Annotated in this window: 23 protein-coding genes; 17 read left to right on the top strand and 6 right to left on the bottom strand. The window is 43.6% G+C overall.

Features of this window, described 5'->3' with window-relative positions; all coding sequences use genetic code 11:
* Positions 1-27: 27 nt before the first annotated feature.
* The 6 genes from lhgO (at position 28) to CEF20_RS00675 (ending at position 8,392) form a co-directional block, all read left to right on the top strand.
* A complete protein-coding gene (gene lhgO / locus CEF20_RS00650) occupies positions 28-1,242 on the top strand; it encodes an L-2-hydroxyglutarate oxidase (protein ID WP_100330044.1) in 1,215 nt (404 codons plus the stop codon).
* Between the two features lie 15 nt (positions 1,243-1,257).
* Entirely contained in the window at positions 1,258-1,584 is a 327-nt protein-coding gene (locus CEF20_RS00655) for a DUF3870 domain-containing protein (protein ID WP_408607773.1), read from the top strand.
* A 298-nt stretch (positions 1,585-1,882) separates the two neighbouring features.
* Positions 1,883-2,824, top strand: coding sequence for a glutarate dioxygenase GlaH (gene glaH / locus CEF20_RS00660; protein ID WP_100330045.1), 942 nt, complete (start codon positions 1,883-1,885; stop codon positions 2,822-2,824).
* Positions 2,825-3,098: 274 nt separating this feature from the next.
* Positions 3,099-5,225, top strand: coding sequence for a sigma 54-interacting transcriptional regulator (locus CEF20_RS00665; protein ID WP_100330046.1), 2,127 nt, complete (start codon positions 3,099-3,101; stop codon positions 5,223-5,225).
* A 261-nt stretch (positions 5,226-5,486) separates the two neighbouring features.
* Complete coding sequence (locus tag CEF20_RS00670) at positions 5,487-7,001, top strand: aldehyde dehydrogenase family protein (protein ID WP_232713311.1); 1,515 nt, start codon at positions 5,487-5,489, stop codon at positions 6,999-7,001.
* A gap of 26 nt (positions 7,002-7,027) precedes the next feature.
* Complete coding sequence (locus CEF20_RS00675) at positions 7,028-8,392, top strand: putrescine aminotransferase (protein ID WP_100330047.1); 1,365 nt, start codon at positions 7,028-7,030, stop codon at positions 8,390-8,392.
* Positions 8,393-8,473: 81 nt separating this feature from the next.
* Here the strand turns inward: CEF20_RS00675 and CEF20_RS00680 are convergent, their stop codons facing one another.
* The 3 genes from CEF20_RS00680 to CEF20_RS00690 all read right to left on the bottom strand — a co-directional run bounded on the left by CEF20_RS00680 (position 8,474) and on the right by CEF20_RS00690 (position 9,817).
* Positions 8,474-8,788 (bottom strand): DMT family transporter, encoded by a 315-nt coding sequence (locus tag CEF20_RS00680; RefSeq protein ID WP_100330048.1) that lies wholly within the window; start codon positions 8,786-8,788, stop codon positions 8,474-8,476.
* Positions 8,785-9,123 (bottom strand): DMT family transporter, encoded by a 339-nt coding sequence (locus CEF20_RS00685; protein ID WP_100330049.1) that lies wholly within the window; start codon positions 9,121-9,123, stop codon positions 8,785-8,787. Before CEF20_RS00685 ends, CEF20_RS00680 begins: the two co-directional genes overlap by 4 nt.
* Positions 9,124-9,226: 103 nt before the next feature.
* Positions 9,227-9,817, bottom strand: coding sequence for a TetR/AcrR family transcriptional regulator (locus tag CEF20_RS00690; RefSeq protein ID WP_100330050.1), 591 nt, complete (start codon positions 9,815-9,817; stop codon positions 9,227-9,229).
* A gap of 222 nt (positions 9,818-10,039) precedes the next feature.
* Here CEF20_RS00690 and CEF20_RS00695 point away from each other — a divergent pair, with 222 nt between their 5' ends.
* The 11 genes from CEF20_RS00695 (at position 10,040) to CEF20_RS00745 (ending at position 18,961) form a co-directional block, all read left to right on the top strand.
* Positions 10,040-10,582 (top strand): helix-turn-helix domain-containing protein, encoded by a 543-nt coding sequence (locus CEF20_RS00695; protein WP_100330051.1) that lies wholly within the window; start codon positions 10,040-10,042, stop codon positions 10,580-10,582.
* A gap of 187 nt (positions 10,583-10,769) precedes the next feature.
* Complete coding sequence (locus tag CEF20_RS00700) at positions 10,770-11,876, top strand: ABC transporter ATP-binding protein (protein ID WP_100330052.1); 1,107 nt, start codon at positions 10,770-10,772, stop codon at positions 11,874-11,876.
* Positions 11,866-12,669: an ABC transporter permease gene (locus CEF20_RS00705; RefSeq protein ID WP_100330053.1), complete on the top strand. Its 804-nt coding sequence runs from the start codon at positions 11,866-11,868 to the stop codon at positions 12,667-12,669. Before CEF20_RS00700 ends, CEF20_RS00705 begins: the two co-directional genes overlap by 11 nt.
* A gap of 1 nt (position 12,670) precedes the next feature.
* The gene (locus tag CEF20_RS00710) at positions 12,671-13,474 is read left to right on the top strand and encodes an ABC transporter permease (RefSeq protein WP_100330054.1); all 804 of its coding nucleotides are present in this window, start codon (positions 12,671-12,673) and stop codon (positions 13,472-13,474) included.
* Entirely contained in the window at positions 13,471-14,544 is a 1,074-nt protein-coding gene (locus tag CEF20_RS00715; protein ID WP_100330055.1) for an ABC transporter substrate-binding protein, read from the top strand. Before CEF20_RS00710 ends, CEF20_RS00715 begins: the two co-directional genes overlap by 4 nt.
* A gap of 171 nt (positions 14,545-14,715) precedes the next feature.
* On the top strand, positions 14,716-14,910 hold the full coding sequence (locus CEF20_RS00720) for a hypothetical protein (RefSeq protein ID WP_100330056.1): 195 nt from the start codon (positions 14,716-14,718) through the stop codon (positions 14,908-14,910).
* Between the two features lie 480 nt (positions 14,911-15,390).
* On the top strand, positions 15,391-15,744 hold the full coding sequence (locus CEF20_RS00725) for a lmo0954 family membrane protein (protein ID WP_157796163.1): 354 nt from the start codon (positions 15,391-15,393) through the stop codon (positions 15,742-15,744).
* Positions 15,745-15,772: 28 nt separating this feature from the next.
* Positions 15,773-16,435 carry a PspA/IM30 family protein gene (locus tag CEF20_RS00730; RefSeq protein WP_100330058.1) on the top strand — a complete coding sequence of 221 codons (663 nt, stop codon included), beginning with the start codon at positions 15,773-15,775 and terminating at the stop codon, positions 16,433-16,435.
* Between the two features lie 91 nt (positions 16,436-16,526).
* On the top strand, positions 16,527-17,270 hold the full coding sequence (gene liaF, locus CEF20_RS00735; RefSeq protein WP_100330059.1) for a cell wall-active antibiotics response protein LiaF: 744 nt from the start codon (positions 16,527-16,529) through the stop codon (positions 17,268-17,270).
* A complete protein-coding gene (locus CEF20_RS00740; RefSeq protein ID WP_232713312.1) occupies positions 17,267-18,325 on the top strand; it encodes a sensor histidine kinase in 1,059 nt (352 codons plus the stop codon). Before liaF ends, CEF20_RS00740 begins: the two co-directional genes overlap by 4 nt.
* Positions 18,326-18,328: 3 nt before the next feature.
* Positions 18,329-18,961 (top strand): response regulator transcription factor, encoded by a 633-nt coding sequence (locus tag CEF20_RS00745; protein WP_100330060.1) that lies wholly within the window; start codon positions 18,329-18,331, stop codon positions 18,959-18,961.
* Between the two features lie 354 nt (positions 18,962-19,315).
* On the opposite strand, the gene CEF20_RS16450 is transcribed toward CEF20_RS00745, so the two are convergent.
* The 3 genes from CEF20_RS16450 to CEF20_RS00755 form a co-directional block, all read right to left on the bottom strand.
* On the bottom strand, positions 19,316-19,471 hold the full coding sequence (locus CEF20_RS16450) for a type II toxin-antitoxin system antitoxin (RefSeq protein ID WP_157796164.1): 156 nt from the start codon (positions 19,469-19,471) through the stop codon (positions 19,316-19,318).
* Between the two features lie 12 nt (positions 19,472-19,483).
* Entirely contained in the window at positions 19,484-20,350 is an 867-nt protein-coding gene (locus CEF20_RS00750; RefSeq protein WP_100330061.1) for an SPFH domain-containing protein, read from the bottom strand.
* A gap of 141 nt (positions 20,351-20,491) precedes the next feature.
* Entirely contained in the window at positions 20,492-21,517 is a 1,026-nt protein-coding gene (locus CEF20_RS00755; RefSeq protein WP_157796165.1) for a transposase, read from the bottom strand.
* Positions 21,518-21,535 lie beyond the last annotated feature (18 nt).

Genomic DNA, 21,535 nt, shown 5'->3' on the forward strand with positions numbered 1-21,535 from the left:
AATCATTGCGAACAGGGGGAAGGCTGAATGTACGATTTTTGTGTAGTAGGCGGGGGGATTGTCGGACTGTCCACAGCTAAGGCTTTGTACGAGCGCTATCCTAATGCGAAGGTGTTGTTGGTGGAAAAGGAGCGACAGCTTGCCCGGCATCAAACAGGACATAACAGCGGCGTGATCCATTCCGGAATTTATTATAAGCCCGGGAGCTATAAGGCGCGTTTTGCTCGCCAAGGAAACCAATCGATGAAGGAATTTTGCCAAAAGTATCAAATTGAACATGATATTTGCGGAAAGGTCATCGTGGCTACCAAACAAGAAGAGTTGCCGTTGCTCGATAATCTATACCAGCGGGGAATTGAAAATGAGCTGGATGTATGCAAAATTGGCAAAGAAGAACTGCAAGAAATCGAACCGCATGTCAATGGTGTAGCAGCGATTAAAGTCGCAGCAGCAGGGATTGTCAACTACAAGCAAGTCAGTGAAAAACTCGGAGAAATCATTCGCGACAGCGGAGGGGATATCCGTCTCGGAACAAAAGTCGAAGGCATTACTGAGTCACATGATGAGATTACCATCGAAACGAGCAAAGGAACATATAAAACAAGATTTCTCATTAATTGTGCAGGCTTGCATAGCGATCGTGTCACAAATATGGCGGGCTACAAAACGGATGTGAAAATTGTGCCTTTTCGCGGGGAGTATTATAAATTAGTGCCGGAGAAGAGGCATTTGGTAAAAAATCTGATTTATCCGGTGCCTAATCCGAAATTTCCGTTTTTAGGTGTTCACTTTACCCGCATGATCGGCGGGGAGGTGGATGCTGGGCCGAATGCTGTCTTAGGATTTAAACGCGAGGGATATCGAAAGACGGATTTTAACTTAAAAGATTTCTCAGAGGTTATGAGATATCCGGGATTTTGGAAGCTTGCAAGCAAGTTTTGGGGGGAAGGCATTGAAGAGATGCTTCGTTCAGTGAGCAAGGCTAGATTCGTTGCTAGCTTGCAAGAATTAATTCCAGAAATTCAAGCAGAGGATTTAATCCCGGCTCCCGCAGGTGTTCGCGCGCAAGCACTGAAGACCGACGGCAGCATGGTGGATGATTTCTACATTATCCCTGGAGAAAGAAGCATTCATATTTGCAATGCCCCGTCACCGGCAGCGACGGCTTCGATTGAAATTGGCAAAGAAATCGTCAGACAAATTGCAGCACAGCCGCATTTAACGGAAGCGGCGAGCTTTTAAGAAAGGGGCCATACAATGATGAATTCAAAAGTGATGTTTATCGCTGGTCACGCCAGGCTTCCTCAAGGAATGGCGGCTAAAAGCGTTTTTGATACACTCACGATTACAGCAGAAATTGATACGAAGTATGCGGTCATCCTGGAGGCTTCCTGTACATTGGCAACGGAGCACGGGAGGAATTTCATTGGCCAGCTGCTGCGGGGAGCCAGCTTGAAGGATGGGATTGAGGAGCCGCTGCACGAGCTTCAGCAATTTTATAAAGGGAAAGCGGCCAATGCCTTAGCAGCTGCTTTAAATGATCTGTATTTGCACTATCAGCAAGTGATCAAAGCAGTTAAATAATAACAATAATAGTCTAAAAATATTGACAGTTCGTAAGCGCTGTCATATACTATTTATAGTTAATAATAGATACTCACCTGATGAAAACAGCCTTTTCAGCAACGTGGGTAATAGTCGAAAACGGTCTTTCTTGTGTTTGAAATAAATAACCGACTGAAATATTTACTGTGACTCCACTTCCATGGAGCTGGGAAGTAAATATTGGCCAGTTTATGATCCCCTTTTTAAGGTGAGCGTAAACTGGCTTTTTTATTTCTTGCCTGAGACCTAAAAACGAACCATTTGGGAGGAATTTTTTATGAGCATATTAGCAAAACAGGGGAAAGCCTTTATCAAGAAAACAGCAGGCTACGAAGTGAAGTCTCATCCGCAAAGCGGCCGTCTTTACCATATTGACATCGACCGCAGCGTGATTCAAAACTTTTTGACAAGAGTTAAAGAGGAAGGAATAACAGTTCAGCATTTAGAATATACGCCATATTCCAGAAGAATTATCGCAGATTATTTATTGCAATTAACAGGGGATGATTTCCAGGAAACAGTAAGAGGCATTCTTCATGACCGGGAGACAGGGGGATATACAATTGGCTTGCAGGATGTAACCGCCGATAAGGATGAATACGTCATTTTTGCTACAGCCTTAACTCATTTGGTCGGCACGCCGAACTTTGATTCGATGACGGGAAAATATTATGCGCGTTTTACCGTTGCTCATACGGATTCCAGTGATTCTTATTTGCGTCAAGCGTATCGCTTGTTTACCTTGCACACGGATGGAACATTTGTGGATGAACCAACCGACTGGCTGTTGATGATGAAGATGACAGAAGAACATGCGGCCGGAGGAGAATCCCGTTTGCTGCATTTGGATGACTGGAAGGATCTCGGTAAGTTCTCTACTCATCCATTAGCGACTCATAAGTTTACGTATCAAGCGCCCAAGAGCAAAAATGTTGACCAAGAAGTGCAGCGGGCTACTTTTTTTAATCATCATAATAAGCCTTGCATTTGCTATATTGATCAATTTGTTTATCCGGATACGATTGAGGAGGCCAAGTATTTAAAAGAGCTGTCCGATTCTATGGAAAACGACGAAAGCGTCATTGAACTGAAGCTGCCTGTCGGTGATTTAGTTATGCTAAACAATCTTTTCTGGCTTCATGGGCGCGCAGCCTTTGAGGTAAACCCGAAATTAAACCGCGAGTTAATGCGCCAGCGCGGCCGCTTCGCTGAAATTTAACGAGGTAAAAGAAGAATTGATTCGATTGACTTGAATTAAGACTGGCTTTTGCCGCAATACATAAATGGTCTCCATTCATTGTATTGCGGCAAAAGCAGTCTTTTTTCATTGACTGAACAATCTGTGCCCTTTGTTAGGCCATGCTCCATCAGCAATAGAAACCGATCTTAGAAGACGGGTTCCTGTCTGTCTTTATAAATTAACTAAATAATTAATCTTTTTTTAAAATTTTGATAAAATGAAGAAAGGGCAGGCTGCTGAAGGAGGAGGAAATATGTTTACGATCAATGAAGAGAAAGTAAAACCGATGATGACCATAGCTATCGACGATTATAAAGAGGGAGACTATATTGATGTTACCAAAGTAAAGGCCCCCTTTTTATTTATTTACCGCCAGCGTAAGCTCTTATCCTACGTTCACTTGAAAAATATTCCTATGGAAGACGAAGGGAAGATCCTATATCAGACGCTCCTCGCTCACTCGATTCCTATTGACCACCTCTATCATGTCCATAAAAATATTTCACTTCCTCTGGCCTTTCAAGTGATGGGCAAGCCGCTGACCATTGTGACGGATGATCAAAAGCAGCCTATCGGCTATTTAAAGCGTGAAGAATTAATGGCAGAATTGTTTAAACAAGAGAATCAAAGTGTGAATTTAATAGAGACACTGCTTACTTCTATTCCGATGGGGATGTTTGTCGTTGACAGGGAAAGAAAGATTATTAATTGCAATGATGCAGGTTTGAAAATGATGAAAACAACTTCTGAGAATGTGATGGGTCAGCCGGCCCATTTGATTTTTCATCCAGATCATATTGACAGTGTGTTTGCCAAGGGAAAGACCATTCTAAACCAAGTGCAGCTGACGGAAGAAACGGGCGTGCTGCTGGATTATTGTCCCATCATGAATCAAGAGCAAGAATTGGAAGGGATGCTGATCGTTGTTCAAGACATTCCTAAAATTGAAGAAATGGCGATGGAAATCGAACATATTCAAAACTTAAATACAGATTTAAACGCTATTTTATCAACGATCTATGATGAAATATTAGTTGTGAATCATAAAGCAGAGCTGATCCGCTACAGTGAAAATGCTCTTCCGGGGTTTTGGGAGACGGATTTAGCGGATTTGCTGGGTCACAACATTATGCAACTTGAAGACCAAGGCTTATTTAGTCCGTCCGTTACGCGGCTTGTTCTGGAACAGAAAAAGAAAGTGTCGGTTGTTCAGGAAGGCAAGAATGGAAGGAAAGTTTTGGCGGTTGGCAATCCCGTATTTAATGAATCGGGAGAAATTGACCGAATCATCATCGCATCAAGAGATATAACGGAAACAACAAGATTAAAAAGTGAACTGCAGAAAATGAAGGAAATTTCTGAGCAATACAAGAGAGAACTGGACAGCTTTAAAAATCAGGATCGTACGCTGAAAAAACTGATGTACCGCAGCCCGAAAATGGAAAAAATCATGACGCTCATTAAGAAGATTGCCGAATTTTCCTCCACCGTATTAATTACTGGAGAGTCTGGTTCAGGAAAAGAAGTGATTGCCCAGGCCATCCATCAGCTTAGCAAAAGATCGGCCCACCCTTTTTTGAAGCTTAATTGCGGAGCGATTCCCGAAAACTTACTTGAAAGTGAGCTTTTTGGTTATGTGAAAGGAGCTTTTACAGGAGCTGATAAAGAAGGAAAGGACGGGTATTTTGTAATGGCTGACCGGGGCGTGCTGTTCTTGGACGAAATCGGCGAATTGCCGCTGCATTTGCAGGTGAAATTGCTGAGGGTGCTGCAGGAGCAGGAGGTCACTCCGGTAGGCAGCACTGCCGCCCGGAAAGTAGATGTGCAAATCATTGCAGCTACGAACAAAAATTTAGAAAGGATGGTTGGGCAAGGTACGTTTCGTGAGGATCTATTTTATCGGTTAAATGTGATTCCGATCACCATTCCGCCACTAAGGGAGCGAACTGAAGATATATCTTTGCTGGCCTTTCATTTTTTGCAGCAGTTAAACGATAAATATGATAAAAGCTTCTATTTGACGCCGGATGCTGTGAATGTTCTTGAGTTCTATTCCTGGCCTGGAAATGTGCGAGAGCTTCAAAACATCATTGAACGGCTCGTCGTTTCTGCTGATGACGCTGCTTTGGATGCGGAATTTGTCAGCCGGTTCCTGCCGCTGGGCTATGATTTCAAGAAATCCAAACCGAGATTCACTCGAGTGATACCGCTGCAGGAAGCTTTAGAGGATGTGGAAGAACAATTGGTTTTACTGGCGATGCGGCAATATAAAACAACGACGAAAGCAGCGAAAGCCCTCGGCATCAGCCAATCATCCGTCAGCCGCAAGTACAAAAAAATTATAGAAGAACAAAAGACAGCTTTTGAATCTTCTATGTAAATAGCTTAAGAGCCGTATAGGATCAAGTGCGGTTCTTTTTTTATGCTTATTTTCATACATCATGCATTCATGCATAGATTGAATGCCACATAAGCTTAGGAGAGATACAGAAAAGGAAGGCGCTCTTTTTTTTATTGATTAAAAAACCGCAAGCCGTCATATGAAGGAAAAACAGAGCCTGAAAAAACAAGCATCTCCTAAGGACATTGGCATAATAATTGCATTATATTTAGCACACTGATTACAAGGAGGATGATGAGTATGTTAGAAACACGGAAAGCATCCGCAGTCAACGGTCAGCAGGTTCTTGATGTGAAGATGTATATTAACGGCAAGTGGAAGGATGCGAGCGACAACCAGACACGCGAAGTGATCAATCCGGCTACGGGGGAAGTGATTGCTTACGCGGCTGAAGGAACCATTGCCGACGCACGAGAAGCGATCTTTGCAGCGAGGGAGGCTTTTGAAAGCGGTGTCTGGTCGGATCTTCCGCCAATGGAACGTGCCGCTTATTTATATAAGATCGCCGATAAAATTGAAGAGCAAGCAGAAGAAATGGCAAAGCTGGAAACGGCGGATAACGGCAAGCCCCTGCGTGAAGCCGGATTCGATATGGGAGATGCTGCTGCCTGTTTCCGCTATTATGCCGGCATGATCACACAGCCGGATGGTCAAACCTACCACGTAGCTGATCCGATGCAAGCCATGGTTGTCAGAGAACCTATTGGCGTTTGCGGCTTAATCGTTCCCTGGAACTTTCCCTTGTTAATGAGCGTTTGGAAGATTGCTCCAGCTTTAGCAGCCGGAAACACGATCGTCTTCAAGCCGTCGGAGATCACTCCTATTAATCCGACCAACCTAATAAAAATAATCGAGGAGGCCGGAGTGCCCAAAGGGGTTGTCAATCTTGTTCACGGTGCCGGTCCGGTAGTGGGAAATGAAATCGCCTCTCATAAAGAAATCGACATGGTCTCATTTACAGGCGGTACAAAAACGGGCAAGCATATTATGAAAGCGGCGGCAGACACCATAAAGAAGGTTTCTTTAGAGCTGGGAGGCAAATCCCCTAACATCATTTTCGCAGATGCTGACTTTGATGTGGCTGTGGACTATGCGCTATTCGGCATCTATTGCGGTTCGGGTCAGGTTTGTTCGGCCGGCTCCAGAATTCTAGTGGAAGAGGGCATTTACGATCAATTTATCAAGCGTTTTACGGAGCGGGCGAAACAAATCAAAGTAGGTCCCGGATTAGACGAAGAAACTGAAATGGGTCCGCTCGTGAGCAAGGAGCATATGGAGAAAGTGCTCAGCTACATTGAACTTGGAAAGAAGGAAGGAGCCCGTCTGTTATTCGGCGGCGAGCGCTTAACAGGCGAGAACCTTGGCAATGGATACTTTGTAGCTCCAACCGCTTTTGCGGATACTACTTTAGAGATGAGAATCGTTCAAGAGGAAATTTTTGGTCCTGTAGCGGCGATCCAGAAATTCAGCGGTGAAGAGGAAGCGATCCGGCTGGCCAATGGCACCGATTACGGCTTAGCGGGAGCAGTGTTCACAGCCGATGGAGCAAAGGCTATGCGTGTCATTAAGAAGCTGCGCGCGGGTATTACATGGATCAACTCCTATCATCCAACGTACAATGAAGCGCCGTGGGGCGGCTATAAGCAGAGCGGAATCGGCCGCAGCTTGGGCACATTTGGATTAGAAGAATTTCAGGAGATTAAACAGATTAACATTAATATGCAAGTAGAAGAAACAGGATGGTTCAAAAACTAATAGGACGGATAGGAGTGGACGTATTCATGAGCATTCATATTCAAAACAAAAGCAAACAGCAAGTAGAGGAGTATATTGATAACGTACTGGCATTGATCGCCAAGCAAGAAGTGACGAAAGAAGAAGCCCGCTGGGTCACCGAAGAAACAGTGAATGGCTTTCGGGAACATGTTAATCCGGGTTTTCTTGCCTACCGCAAAACCGTAACGGAAGGAGGTCAATTTGCGGCAGTAGAATGGTCGGATGAAGGCGCCTGCTTTACCGATATTAACGGGAAGAAATACATTGATTGTTTAGGAGGATTTGGCATTTATAACGTTGGACACCGCCATCCTAAAGTCGTCAAAGCAGTGACGGATCAACTCCAGCGCCAAGCGCTGCACAGCCAGGATTTACTTGATCCGCTCCGCGCCATGCTGGCAAAAATTTTGGCGGATATCACACCTGGCGATTTAAAGTATGCTTTCTTTACGAACAGCGGAACGGAGAGTGTGGAGGCTGCCCTGAAGATAGCCAAAATGGCCAGCGACCGTTCCACGTTTATTGCGACCACGCGCGCTTTCCATGGCAAAAGCTTAGGTTCTCTTTCAGGCACGGCGAAAGGAATGTTCCGCAAACCGTTTCTTCCATTAATTCCAGGGTTCCGTCATGTGCCATTTGGAGATATCGAGATGATGAGAAAAACATTTGAATCCTGTGCGCTTGTCGGTGAAGACGTAGCGGGGGTTATTTTGGAGCCGATTCAAGGTGAAGGCGGGATCATCATTCCTCCGGTTAACTACTTGAAGGAAGTCCGGGAGCTCTGTAATGAATACGGGGCCGTGCTTATTTTTGATGAGGTTCAAACAGGCATGGGACGAACAGGAAAAATGTTTGCAGCCGAGCTTTTTGATGTTGAACCGGACATTATTTGCTTGGCTAAAGCATTCGGGGGCGGAGTGATGCCAGCCGGAGCGGTCGTTGCAAATGAAAAAGTCTTTAAGCATTTATTTGATAATCCGTTTATGCACACGACTACATTTGGCGGCAATCCGCTGGCATGTGCGGCAGCCATCGCCACCATTGGCGTATTGCTGGAGGAGGAGCTTCCGGAAAGAGCAGCCAAGGTAGGGGAATACTTCCTGAATGGTTTGAGAGAAGCGGCGAAGGGCCATGAGGATAAAGTGTTCGAAATCCGCGGTCAAGGCTTAATGATCGGGATTGAATTCCATCAAGACGAAATTGGCTATGAAGTGTCCAAGGGCATGTTTGACAAGGGGATTCTGGTAGCTGGAACGCTTATAAATTCCAAAACGATTCGCATTGAGCCAGCCTTAACGATCAGCTATGAAGAAGTGGACACGGTGATTAAGACGTTTCAGGAAGTGTTAGCGTCCGTTTCAATGCAATAGAGGGAAAGCATGCTCATCAAACGGAAGACCAGTTTAAGAAAAAAAGGCAGCTCCCCGGTGAAGGGAGCTGCCTTTTCTCGTTTAGGCTGTAAATCTTAAACCCGCTACTCCGATTACAATAAGGAGTAAAGAGATAACTTGAAGCTTGTTTAAACTTTCTTTAAACCAGAAGAAGCTGACAAGTGTAATGCCGGTCGTGCCAATCGCGGTCCAAACAGCATAGGCTACACCGGCCGGGAGTTCCAGCATGGCTCGTGATAAGCAATAGAAGGAGAAGAAAAATCCAATGACCATAACGGCTATAGGAAGCTTCTTCTTCGTGCCATCCACATATTTCATGGCAATAGTTGCAATCACTTCTTCCAAGCCAGCCAAAATTAAAAATCCCCAACTCATACATTTTCACCTCTGGATGATTTCTTTTTTGTTTCTGTAGCGATTTGCATGCCCAGAACCCCTACTAGCAGCATGATGAGAAAAATCAGCTGACGGATGGAAAATGGCTCTCCTAAATAAATTCCGACAAAGTAAGTGCCGACTGTGCCGATTCCTACAAAAACAGTGTAAGCAGCTGCCAGCGGGATTGTTTTGTACGAATGAATCAGCATGACAAAGCTGATGGCGATCAAAGAGCCGACCAAAATCCAGTCCATGACGGAATCTGCGTACTTTAGACCCGTAGCCCAAACGACTTCAAGAATACCTGCAATAAAAACAATAAGCCAATTCAATGTATACACTCCTGTTGTGAATGATCGTCATTCATTTTCTTAATAAACTGCTGGAATGCATCAGGTATGCATTCCAGAAACAAAGGTTCCTCCATGTGATTGGCTAACCGCGCTGCGATTTAGCCAGTGACCGCTGTAAAAAAGAAAAGGTTTCTTCTTTAAAGGCATTCAGCCTGCTTGCATCTTCGGCAATATAAAACCTCTCTGCGGCGCTTTCAATTAAATTAATAATCATTTTTGCTGTCCAGCCGATATTGATGGATGCCACGATTTCTTGCTGGGACACCGCTTTGGCAAGGAGATCCTCAAGCCAGCGGTAATAAGGCTCATAAATCGCCTCCCATTTTTCCATAGAATGCTCGATGGCCAATCCGGAATAACAAAGGATAATTACTTCCTTATGAGTTTTCGTTAAATGAAAGGTTTCTTCAATTATAATTCGAAGGATTTCCCAGAAACCTTGCTTGTCTTTCGTTCCGTTTTTAATTTCATTTAAAGTGATGTTCAGCAGATTTTCTGCGATCGCAGGAATAAGGGCTTTTTTGGAGGGGAAGTAGAGATAGAAGGTTCCTTGAGCCACCCCGGCTTTTTTCACGATGTCCGAAATCGAGGTTTTGTCCAGTCCCTTTTCAGAAATCACTTGGATCGCTGCTTGAAGAATTTGATTGTATTTGCCGTCGATCATTTCTGTCATAATAAGTACCCTCCAAATCTCTGACTGACTGTCATTCATTTTATTATTTTATCATCCGTTGATTAGATTGACAAATAAAGAAAATCGTTTTGGTGACTAAAAAAAGATTGAAGTTCAACAGAAAACAATTATAATAAAATGCTGAACGTAAACTTAAGGTTTGGTAATAGTAAACCTTATTGACTGGAAGTTTACTAATTATAAACTGAATGAGGTAAATGGATGGAAATTGGAAAGAAAATTAAAAACTTACGCTTAAAGAAGGGGCTAACTCAAGAGGAACTTGGGGAACGGACGGATTTAAGCAAAGGCTATATTTCGCAGCTTGAAAGGGATCTGAGCTCTCCATCCATCGAAACGTTTTTTCATATTTTGGAGGTGCTTGGCTGTTCTCCAAAAGATTTTTTTGATGAAGTGGAACGGGAACAAAAAGTCGTGTACGGCGAGGAAGAGCAAACAGAATATAAAGATGAAGAGAAAGGCTATCAAATACAGTGGCTTGTGCCGGAATCCAATGAAAAAGAGATGGAGCCAGTCAAGATCGTCTTACAGAAGAACGGCGAATTTAAAAGATTTGAGCCATCCTTAGCGGAAACGTTTGGCTATGTATTATGCGGAAGAGTGATCGTTCAGCTGGGGAGTCGGACTTATTTCGCGAAGGCGGGGGAAGCGATCTATTTTCATTCGTCCGATGAACACCAGATTATCAATGACTTTGACGGACCTTCAGAGCTGATTTTAACTGTGACGAACTCCTATTTATAAAGCAATTTTCAATGGCAGGGGGGCTTCATCCCAACTGTTGCACATCGCAGCGTCCTGCTGCAGCACCTTTGTCACCTGAATCGTGCATTTAGGTACGGCAAATTCCTGCTCAGACTTTTTCTGCTTCGGTCCTGAAGGAGAGTCCTACGGCATCTTGCATGCTGGATAATTAATTGGGAGGGTAATTATGAGAGAGAATACGATTATTCGCTTTGATCAAGTGACTAAGCAGTATGACCATGATACGGTTGTCCTTGATCATGTGAGCTTTGAAATTGAGCGAGGCAAGTTTTACACACTGCTTGGCCCTTCGGGATGCGGCAAAACGACGATTCTTCGGCTGATTGCCGGGTTTACAGAAGCGTCCGAAGGAGATATTTTCTTTAATGGCAAACGGATCAACCACGTACCTGCGAATGAACGCCAGGTGAATACTGTGTTTCAGGATTATGCGCTGTTTCCTCATCTAAATGTCTATGAAAATGTGGCTTTCGGTTTGCGCATTAAAAAACTAAATAAAGAAGTGATTGATCAAAAGGTTAAGGAAGCGCTTCGCTTTGTCAACCTGAACGGCTATGAACGCAGGGAGATTACCGAAATGTCCGGGGGCCAGCGCCAGCGTGTCGCCATTGCTCGAGCCATCGTGAATGAGCCCGAGGTTATTTTATTAGACGAGCCATTATCTGCTCTTGACTTGAAACTGCGAACAGAAATGCAGTATGAGCTTCGGGACTTGCAGAAGCGGTTAGGGATTACTTTTATTTTCGTTACGCATGATCAAGAGGAGGCTTTGGCGATGTCGGATGAGATCTTTGTTTTAAATGAAGGGAGAATAGAACAAAGCGGGACACCGACAGATATTTATGACGAACCGATCAACCGTTTTGTCGCTGATTTCATCGGGGAATCGAACATCGTGTCAGGAAGGATGAGGAAAGATTTTGAAGTGGAGTTTGCCGGTAAAACCTTTAAATGTGTCGATCAGGGTTTCCATCCAAATGAGCTTGTGGAAGTGGTGATTCGTCCGGAAGATTTAGAAATCACTTCATGGAAGCAAGGGAAAATTCAAGCGCGAGTTGTTTCGCAGCTTTTCCGCGGAGTGCATTATGAAATGCTTTGCTGTGATGAGGAACAAAACGAGTGGCTGGTTCATTCAACGAGAAAGGCAAGAGTCGGCGATGCGATTGGGTTAGACTTTGGTCCTGAAGCCATTCATGTAATGAGACTGGGGGAAACAGAAGAAGAATTTGACAGACGGCTAGAATCTTATGATGAGGTCAGCCATGAGAACTAGAATGCACCGTCTGTACTTGTTTCCCTATTACCTTTGGATTGCTTTCTTTGTCATTGCTCCCATTCTGTTAGTTGTTTATTATTCTTTCTTTGATCTAGACGGAAACTTCACCTTTGGCCATTACGAGAAATTCTTGACACCCGTTTATTTAAAAATGGTGGCCAGTTCCTTCTGGTATGCTTTTTTAATTACGGCATTTTGCTTGCTGATAGCCTACCCAGCGGCCTACATTATTACGAAATCAAAGCATAAGCAGCTCCTGCTGCTGCTTGTTATTTTGCCGTCATGGATTAATTTGCTGTTAAAGGCGTATGCATTTCTAGGGATTTTCGGTACTTATGGAGCGGCCAATCGTTTCTTAGAATTCATAGGGGCAGAACCGCAGCAAATTCTATTTACCGACTTTAGCTTTATCTTTGTGTCTGTATATATTTTTATTCCGTTTATGATATTGCCGATCTTTAATGCGTTGGATAAAATGAATCCAACCTTGATCGACGCCTCGCGCGATCTTGGGGCTTCTGCCTGGACCACATTTCGCAAGGTGGTGTTTCCGCTGACACTAGACGGAGTGAAATCTGGCGTTCAGGCAGTTTTTATTCCCGCGCTGTCGCTTTTCATGATCACTCGTTTAATTGCAGGAAACCGTGTGATTACCTTGGGAACAGCAATTGAACAGCATTTTCTGGTGACGCAAGATTGGGGAATGGGATCAGCTATTGCTGTCTTTTTAATTATTACGATGGTGGTTATCATGCTGATGACCGGTTCGAGAAAGCGGGGGACACAATAAGATGAGAAGAAATACCGCTTGGTCAAAAGCCTATTTAGTTTTTATGTTTATAGTTCTGTATGCGCCGATATTTTATTTAATGTTCTACTCATTTAACAGCGGCGGAACTATGAATGATTTCGAAAGCTTTACTTTGGAGTGGTATAAAGAACTGTTCCAGGATACGCGGTTGCTGATTATTGTTATAAATACTATTATTGTTGCCCTTTTGTCCGCTGCCATCTCCACGGCGATCGGCGTTCTAGGGGCTTTGGCTATTGTCTATATGAAGAAGCGGATGATTAAGAATATGCTGCTGTCCTTTAATAATGTTTTGATTGTTAGCCCGGATGTCATTATCGGGGCATCATTTTTAATTTTATTCACGATGCTGGGGATTAAGCTCGGGTTTGTGTCTGTGCTGCTGTCGCATATTGCATTTTCCATTCCGATCGTTGTGATTATGGTATTGCCAAAGTTGCAGGAAATGAGCACTTCATTGATCGATGCGGCTCGGGATTTAGGCGCCAGTCATTGGGAGGTTCTTTCCAAAGTGATTTTGCCTTATATCTCACCGGGAGTGTTCGCAGGCTTCTTTCTCGCATTGACTTATTCTCTGGATGATTTTGCGGTGACTTTCTTCGTAACAGGCAATGGATTCAGCACCTTATCTGTTGAAATTTATTCGCTTGCCCGCCGGGGAATCTCATTAAATATTAATGCGTTATCCACGTTATTATTTTTGGTAACGGTTATTCTCGTCATCGGCTATCACTTTATTGCTCAACGAAATAACCGCCCTGCTGGATGGGGGGCGAGAAAATGAATAAATTGATTCGCGGCCTGATTGTTGTTTTGGCCATGGCCTTTCTGCTTATGTATATCGTTTCCCGGCTGAACGCTTCTACCGGGCAGACGGAAGGCAATATCTTGACGGTGTATAACTGGGGCGATTATATTGACCCGGAATTAATTGCGCAATTTGAGAAAGAAACAGGTATGAAAGTGATTTATGAAACATTTGACTCAAATGAAGCGATGATGACAAAAGTTGAACAGGGCGGAACGGCTTACGATATTGCCATTCCTTCCGAATATGCCATTGATAAAATGAAGAAAAATAATTTGCTTCTTCCTGTTAACCATCGCAAGTTGCCTAATTTAAAGTATATTGACCGGCGTTTTTTGAATCTTCCCTTTGACCGAGACAATCAATATTCCATCCCTTATTTTTGGGGAACCGTCGGCATTCTTTACAATAAGGATTTAATGGGTGGAAAGAAAATCACGAGCTGGGCAGATTTATGGGATGAAAGCTACAAGAATGATATATTTTTAATGGATAGCGCCCGGGAAGTGATGGGCATGGGATTAAACACATTAGGCTATTCCCTGAATGAAACGAATAAAGAGCGCCTGATGGAGGCGAAAGAAAAACTGGATGAATTGACACCAAACATCAAAGCGATTGTTGGTGATGAGATTCGGCTGTTAATGCTGAACGGTGAAGCCAAGATTGGGGTCGTGTGGTCTGGCACCGCCTCTGAGGTCATGTATGAAAAGGATCATTTAGAATATGTTGTGCCAAAGGAGGGTTCTAACCTTTGGTTTGATAATATGGTGATTCCAAAAACAGCGAAAAACGTGGAAGGGGCTCACAAATTCATCAACTTCATGCTGGACCCGAAAGTGGCGGCGCGAAACGCAGAGTATGTCGGTTACTCTACTCCTAATAAAAAAGCATTAGACTACTTGCCCAAAGAAGTGGTCAACGATCGGCGGTTTTATCCGGATGATGATATGACCAAGAGACTTGAAGTCTACGAAAACCTCGGCCCGAAAATGCTGGCTTATTATAACGAATTATTTTTAGAGTTTAAAATGCATCGGAAATAATGAAAGGCGCCTCAGCTTTGGGGCGCTTTTTTGTATAGCTGCCTTTTCTTCTGTGCGGCCACTCCGCCTAAAGTCTGAGCAAAAGTTCCTTCCTTTGGTTGTTTTGGGGAAATGGGCTGACAGCGTAACGTATTAATAGACGGATATAAACAGACGGGAGGAGAGGAAGCGGTGAATATAGCCATGTTTTTTCATTTTTTTGGGGTCGTTTCATTAATGGTGGTTTCCAGCCTGGGAACGATACTTGGATTAATCGTATCTGCTCTTATTATTTATTATGCTTGGGTACAGTTTCAAAAGCCTGTTTCGGATGTAGAAAAGACATTATGGATTGTTATTGCTTTCGTAGGCGCTATCGGACTATAGCCAGGGAATGGATTCACGATCCTTATTTTGAAAAGCGAAAGAGCCTGCCCGTTGCCTCCGTTATAAAGTGACCCGTCAATCTTGCCTTTCGCACGGTTGAAGAGAAGAACAAGAGGAGCTGTTTTATAAGCCCTTAAAATAAGAGCGCGGAGAGAAAAACAACTCGTTTCTCTCTCCGCGTTCTTTCGTTGTGAGCAGGCTAACATCCCGTTTGGACGTTCGCCTTTATCATTTTCTTAGACGTTTTCTTCTCCTTTCCTTTCTTAAAGCGGAAGGCTTGCGGTATCTTACGCGCGGGATAAACGAGGAGGATCTTGAACCTTTATTTTAGGATTTTCTGCTGGTTAGATCTTTTCAAGGTTCCTCCATATTTTGGTGTTCAGTCTTAGGTCTTAGGTAAAGTTCCATCTGTGGATTGTTATGGAAAAGCGGGAGGGAAGGTATGATAAAAGCATGATAGCGAAAGGAGAGAAACAGGAAATGAAAAAGGTGATACTGTTTTGTATAGGTGGACTAGCTGCCCTAATAGCCGCTACAAGCTTGGCACCGATTATTGGGCTGGCGATTTGTGCGGTGGTTATGTATACCGCTTGGGTTCAAATTCAAAAAACGCCTTCAATATGGGCGAAGGGGTTTTGGGGAATGGCTGGTGTGATCGCTTTTATTATTGCCATCGCCAATGTACCAGCGCTTCTGGGGGTGGGGGCTTTAGCTGTTCTATACATGGTCTATGTGAAATGGAATGAAGAGGATCAAGAGCTAGTGCAAGTCCAGAAAGAAACGGATGATCCATTTATTAATTTTGAAAGAGAATGGCAGCAATTAACGAAGTAATGAAACCAATCACAAAGGAGAGAGTCAAATGACCAATATTATTAAAAGAATGATCAGTACGATTGAAGCTGGATTATTTGAATATGTGGAAGAGAAAGAGAAAAAGAATCCAATTGCGATGTTGAATCAATACTTGCGTGAAGCAAAGAAGGAAACGGAAAAGGCTGCGAAGCTTTTAGAGCGCCAGCAAATCTTAAAGCAAGAGTTCGAGCGTGAGCTGCGCGAGGCTCGGCGTTTGGAAGAAAAGCGCAATAGACAAGCAGAGGTTGCTGCTCAGGCTGGTGAAATGGAGCTGGAGTCATTTGCCAGACGTGAAGCGGAGGTATATAAAGAACGCGCTGAACGCTTGCAAGAATCGATTGAAGCGGTTCAAGAGCAGCTGATCACCCTTGAAAAAAAAGCTGAGGAAATGAAGCATAAGCTAAAAGATATGAATGTTCGCCGCTTAGAGCTGATGGGACGCGAAAACGTGGCAAGAGTCCAGCATAGCATGAATAAATTACTGGATGACACCCATGAAACAGCTCGCCCATTTGGCCGCTTTGAAGAGCTGGAAATTTATATTGATAATTTAGAGAATAAGGTGAACCGCCGCTACGAAACTTCATTGATGGATGTTCGTCTTGCGGAGTTAGAACGCCGGGCAAAACAATTAGAAAACAACACACAGCAAGAACAAAGTGTGCTATGATTTAGAATTGAGGAAGATGAAACGAACCCGCAAAAGGCGGGTTCGTTTCATCTGAAAAAAACCATCGCTTTTCGAGGAAGGAGGAAAAGCTTTGTCACAACTGAGACGTACAGATTTGCTCACGATCTTTTTGCTTGCCGCATTATTAGCGATCTTGATTGAAGCGACTCTTTATCAAGCGGAATTTGTTTTTCCTCTCTTCTTGGGAGTAGCGATGATCTATTTTGGGAGGAAGTGGAAAAATAATTGGTTTGGCCGTCTGTTATTTTGGATTGGACTGCTGAATGTCTTTATGCTGCTTTTAAGCTTGAGCAGTTTACGGATGGTCTTTATCGCTGGATTGATGTATATCATTTACCGTTTGGTGCAATCCAAAAAACACCCTGCCGGTATTTCGCTTACAACAAACAATCTGCCTGCAATCGAAGTGGAATCTAGCCAGTCGGTCAAGCATCCTTTTATGAAAAGCCGACTGTTTGCAGTTCAATCGACACCCGAACACCCCTATGAATGGAAAGATATTCACATTCAAGGAGGGATCGGTGATATTACCGTTAACTTAAGCAATACGGTATTGCCGAAGGGAACAGCGGTTATTTCCATCAGGCAGGCTGCCGGTAAGGTAAAGGTTGATATTCCTTACGAAACGCCTGTCCGCATCCGGTACACGGCTCTAGCCGGAAACGCATATATGTTTCAGCGTTTTCCGATTTCTCTATGGAATGATACGTTTTATTACGAAGATCATCAGCTTGCTGAGAAAGAAGGGGCAGAAACGGTTGTTGTCATCCTGGTATCCACGCTATTCGGCGATTTGGAGGTGAACCGGGTGTGAACTTTTTCGCCAGACAGTTTAAACAAATTGTGATCGCGATTTTGGCGATCACAGCCATACTTGTAGTCGCTTTTATGAGCACCTTTCCGCAATCGAATTGGGAAGTGTATATAGAAAAGAGCATATTTGACTTGCCATTTGCTGTTTTTGTTGCCGTTGCTTCATTATGCACAGCGCTGTTCTTTGGAATGCTGTATGGGTGGTTTCAATGGTCCTCTATTAAGAAACTAGAGGAACGGCTTGACTTTTTAGTGGCTGGAAAGGAAGTTGTGCCAGACGAAAAAAAGCTAACTGCTGATTTCGCTGTGATTGAACAAAAGTTTCAGCAGCTAGAGCAGGCTGTAGCGGAACAGAAGCAAGCGGCAAGGCGCCTTGTCCTGGAAAAGACGGAGAATCAGGAAAGCCTCATTGAAGAGATGATATCACAAGAGAGGCAGCGGCTTGCGCGTGAATTGCATGATTCGGTTTCCCAGCAGCTGTTTGCAGCTTCGATGATGATGTCTGCGATCAATGAGAATCGCGGGGAAGCGAATCCGACAGAGACAAAGCAATTAGAAATGGTGGAAGAAATGATTCAGCAATCTCAGCTGGAAATGCGGGCTTTACTTTTGCATTTGCGGCCGGTTCCTTTAAATGGAAAATCTTTAAAGGAAGGGATCGATGGTTTGCTGCTTGAGCTTACGCAAAAGGTGCCTCTTTCCATTCATTGGACAACGGAAGAAATTCCGATGGACCGGGGGATGGAGGACCATTTATTTAGAATCATACAGGAATCCATCTCCAACACCTTGCGGCATGCAAAAGCAAGCCGGCTGGATGTGTTAAATGTCTGGCGGGACGGGTTTGTAATTTTAAGAATCAGTGACGATGGAGTCGGCTTTGACGTAGAAATGAATAAAGCCGGATCGTATGGACTGCAGAATATGCATGAGCGTGCTGTCGAAATCGGCGGGACATTAAAGATCATTTCTCTTCCAGGAAAAGGAACAAAGCTGGAAGTGAAAGTTCCACTGAATGATGCTGGTGCAGGGAAAGCAGCGGAAGAGGGGGAATAATTGATGATTAAAGTGCTGCTTGTAGATGATCACGAGATGGTGCGTATCGGCGTGTCAGCTTATTTAATGGCACAGCCGGATATTGAAGTGGTAGCGGATGCGGATAATGGAGAAACAGCCGTAGAAAAAGCTCTTCAGCTTAGGCCCGATATTATTTTGATGGACTTGGTGATGCCAAAAGCAGATGGCATCAGTGCGACAAAGCAAATTATCGAACAATGGCCGGAAGCGCGGATTATTATTGTTACCAGCTTTTTAGATGATGAAAAAGTGTATCCGGCACTGGAAGCAGGTGCAATCAGCTATTTGTTAAAAACCTCTAAAGCAAGTGTCATCGCCGACGCGATTCGCAAAACCTATAAAGGTGAACCGGTTCTGGAACCTGAAGTAACCGGGAAAATGATGAAACGAATGCGCCAAGGCCAAAAAGCTCCCCTTCATGAAGAGCTGACAGAACGGGAACGGGAAGTGCTTTTGTTAATGGCTCAAGGAAAAGCGAATCAGGAGATCGCCGATGAGCTGTTTATTTCTTTGAAAACTGTTAAAACACATGTCAGCAATATATTATCCAAGCTCGAAGTGCAAGATCGGACTCAGGCTGTTATTTATGCCTTTCAAAACGGTCTTGTGAGTTAAAGTGAACCTTTCAGCAGTGAAGATGCTGAAAAAACAACGCCTCTGAATAATAACAAAATATATGAAAGAACAAAAAGAAGGGGGGATCGCCTATATATAGCAGGTGATGAACTCCTTTTTTAGTAAGAGCACTTTTTAATTGGACTCCAAACAGCGGGAGCTCTTTCCTTCCCGCTGCTGAAAAGAAGAACCAGGGCTAATATTGCAATATGCTGCAGTGCTCCCCAGCTTAGACTTTGGCTTCTCCGCTCCATTTTTAACATACAAATCTCACGGCTGCTTACATGCCGGATAAGAGAAAAATCCTCCACCTTCCTTTTGGAAAGTGGAGGATTTGGGTTTTAGTGAAAGCGACTAGTCTTTCTTTGTTCTTTTGGCGTCCGTCAACGCTTTTTTTAAAAGTAATTCGATTTGGGCATTTACGCTGCGAAATTCATCTGCTGCCCACTTTTCCAGCGCATCATACAGTTTTGGATCGATGCGGAGCAAAAAACGTTTTTTTTCAGCCACATTATCACAACCTTAGTAAATGGTGCCCGTATTTACAATTGGCTGATTCCCTTTTTCTGATACTAAAGCGACCATTAAATTATTTACCATCTGCGCCTTTTTTTCTTCATCAAGATCTACAACGTTTTCATGATTTAATTGATCAATAGCTGATTTTACCATTAAAACGGCTCCATCGACAATCACTTTGCGCGCCGCCAGAACCGCTTTTGCCTGCTGACGCTGAAGCATGGAAGAAGCGATTTCACTTGAGTAAGCCAGGTGCATGATTCTCGCTTCCATTACCTCTACCCCAGCAAGAGCTAACCTTTCTTGAAGATCTTTCGTAAGTTCATTCCCCACTTCATCTGAATGCTGCCTAAGCGAAAGCTCGAAATCATTATTAAAATTGTCATATGGGTATTGGCTCGTTATGTGCCGGAGCCCCGCTTCACTTTGAGTATGGACAAATTTATGATAATTTTCCACATCGAAAACAGCTTTAGCGGAATTGACTACTTTATAAACGACAACAGCCGCAATCTCAATAGGATTCCCTTCTAAGTCATTGACCTTTAATCGATCACTATTGAAGTTAATCACTCGAAGAGATACTTTTTTGCGCGAAGAGAATGGAATTGTTAACCAAAAGCCCTCTTGTTTAATCACGCCTAAATACGTGCCGAATAGGGTGAATACTTTTGATTGGTTCGGCTGAACAACTGTAAATCCTGTAAGCAGAACCGCATCACCAATGATAAGGAAAACAGCGACACCTAACAATACCATATTATCAGAAAGGATAAACTCTCTTAAGCAAAAAAATGCTATGACAGCAAGAGCGACAGCTGCTGCTGCACCAAAAAAACCATTCAGCTTCACTATATTTTTTTCTTGCATAACCCGGCCTCCTAGTTGGCTTTATTTGTTATCATAATGATATCACTTTAATATTATATAAACAACTGGTTTTTCTGTTCGGAAAGCATAAAGAAAAATATGTACAGAAATTTTATGGAATTTGCGCTGTATGCCAAAGGATCATCGGCAGTTTGGAGAGAATGGAAGGGAAGAATGCACATTCAATTTACTAACCAAATATCTAAAGTTTTTTTCGATGGTGCAGCCAAAGGGAGCAGCTAAAAATAAAGGGGGGCTGTCCCATAAGCCCCTAAAATAAGAACGCGGAGAGAAAAACAACTCGTTTTTCTCTCCGCGTTCTTTCATTGTAAGCGGGTTTCCTGAAAATGTTTGGGCTAGGCCCGCCATTTTCAGGAAGTTGTGGGCTACCTCCACAATCCCAACTTCCGTGCGCACCTTGTCGATCCCCCGCAAGGAAAATCTGCGGAACGACCGATTGCCCTTGATATGACCGAACGCACTTTCGACCTCGACTTTCCGCCGGGCATAAATCGGTGTGTTCTCGTCAGACCAAAGGCTGTTCTTGGCTTTTGCTTTCATTTCTTCGTACACGGGGTTGTAATGAATCTGCCGGTTCCCTTTCGATTTTGTGCATAGGGCTTTCAGCGGGCAGTCTGTACAATCCTCACATTCATAAATTTTAAAATCTCTCTTCATCCCGTAAGAATCCGTACGGGTGGAATAACGTTTGAAGCGAATGCGGCGGTCATTCGGACAGACATATACGTCATCTTCTTCTATATAGGTCCAGTTCCTTGGCTGGAAACGATCTTTTTTATACCTGCGTTTTTGTTCTTTCAAATAGGTATTATAAGGAATCAAATAGTCCATTTTTTCTTCCGTCGCATATACATAGTTGCTTTCGCTTCCATAGCCGGCATCGGCGATCACTTTTTTCGGAAACGGCAGGCGAGAGCCTTTCGGTTTCTCCATGTGCGGAATGAAACAGCGAGTATCCGTTGGGCGCTGGTGAATGGTATAGAACAAAACAAATTGGTTTTCCGTTGCCATCTGCACATTGTAGCCAGGCTTTAGCTGTCCGTTTTTCATGTGATCTTCTTTCATTCTCATAAACGTGGCATCTGTATCGGTTTTGGAAAAGTTGTTTCGGTCGCCGTATGTCTCCATTTGTTGTTTATATTTCACCAGGCGCGGAATAAAATC

Source organism: Bacillus xiapuensis (assembly GCF_002797355.1).
GTDB lineage: Bacteria > Bacillota > Bacilli > Bacillales > Domibacillaceae > Bacillus_CE > Bacillus_CE xiapuensis.

Excerpts from the sequence above, each read along its gene's own strand:
- CEF20_RS00745 (WP_100330060.1), top strand. The coding sequence starts at position 18,329 with ATGATTAAAGTGCTGCTTGTAGATGATCACGAGATGGTGCGTATCGGC.
- CEF20_RS00725 (WP_157796163.1), top strand. The coding sequence starts at position 15,391 with ATGAAAAAGGTGATACTGTTTTGTATAGGTGGACTAGCTGCCCTAATA.
- CEF20_RS00670 (WP_232713311.1), top strand. The coding sequence starts at position 5,487 with ATGTTAGAAACACGGAAAGCATCCGCAGTCAACGGTCAGCAGGTTCTT.
- CEF20_RS00680 (WP_100330048.1), bottom strand. The coding sequence starts at position 8,788 with ATGAGTTGGGGATTTTTAATTTTGGCTGGCTTGGAAGAAGTGATTGCA.
- CEF20_RS00675 (WP_100330047.1), top strand. The coding sequence starts at position 7,028 with ATGAGCATTCATATTCAAAACAAAAGCAAACAGCAAGTAGAGGAGTAT.
- CEF20_RS00715 (WP_100330055.1), top strand. The coding sequence starts at position 13,471 with ATGAATAAATTGATTCGCGGCCTGATTGTTGTTTTGGCCATGGCCTTT.
- CEF20_RS00655 (WP_408607773.1), top strand. The coding sequence starts at position 1,258 with ATGATGAATTCAAAAGTGATGTTTATCGCTGGTCACGCCAGGCTTCCT.
- CEF20_RS00710 (WP_100330054.1), top strand. The coding sequence starts at position 12,671 with ATGAGAAGAAATACCGCTTGGTCAAAAGCCTATTTAGTTTTTATGTTT.
- lhgO (WP_100330044.1), top strand. The coding sequence starts at position 28 with ATGTACGATTTTTGTGTAGTAGGCGGGGGGATTGTCGGACTGTCCACA.
- CEF20_RS00705 (WP_100330053.1), top strand. The coding sequence starts at position 11,866 with ATGAGAACTAGAATGCACCGTCTGTACTTGTTTCCCTATTACCTTTGG.
- CEF20_RS00695 (WP_100330051.1), top strand. The coding sequence starts at position 10,040 with ATGGAAATTGGAAAGAAAATTAAAAACTTACGCTTAAAGAAGGGGCTA.
- CEF20_RS00750 (WP_100330061.1), bottom strand. The coding sequence starts at position 20,350 with ATGCAAGAAAAAAATATAGTGAAGCTGAATGGTTTTTTTGGTGCAGCA.
- glaH (WP_100330045.1), top strand. The coding sequence starts at position 1,883 with ATGAGCATATTAGCAAAACAGGGGAAAGCCTTTATCAAGAAAACAGCA.
- CEF20_RS00665 (WP_100330046.1), top strand. The coding sequence starts at position 3,099 with ATGTTTACGATCAATGAAGAGAAAGTAAAACCGATGATGACCATAGCT.
- CEF20_RS00730 (WP_100330058.1), top strand. The coding sequence starts at position 15,773 with ATGACCAATATTATTAAAAGAATGATCAGTACGATTGAAGCTGGATTA.
- CEF20_RS00700 (WP_100330052.1), top strand. The coding sequence starts at position 10,770 with ATGAGAGAGAATACGATTATTCGCTTTGATCAAGTGACTAAGCAGTAT.
- CEF20_RS00690 (WP_100330050.1), bottom strand. The coding sequence starts at position 9,817 with ATGACAGAAATGATCGACGGCAAATACAATCAAATTCTTCAAGCAGCG.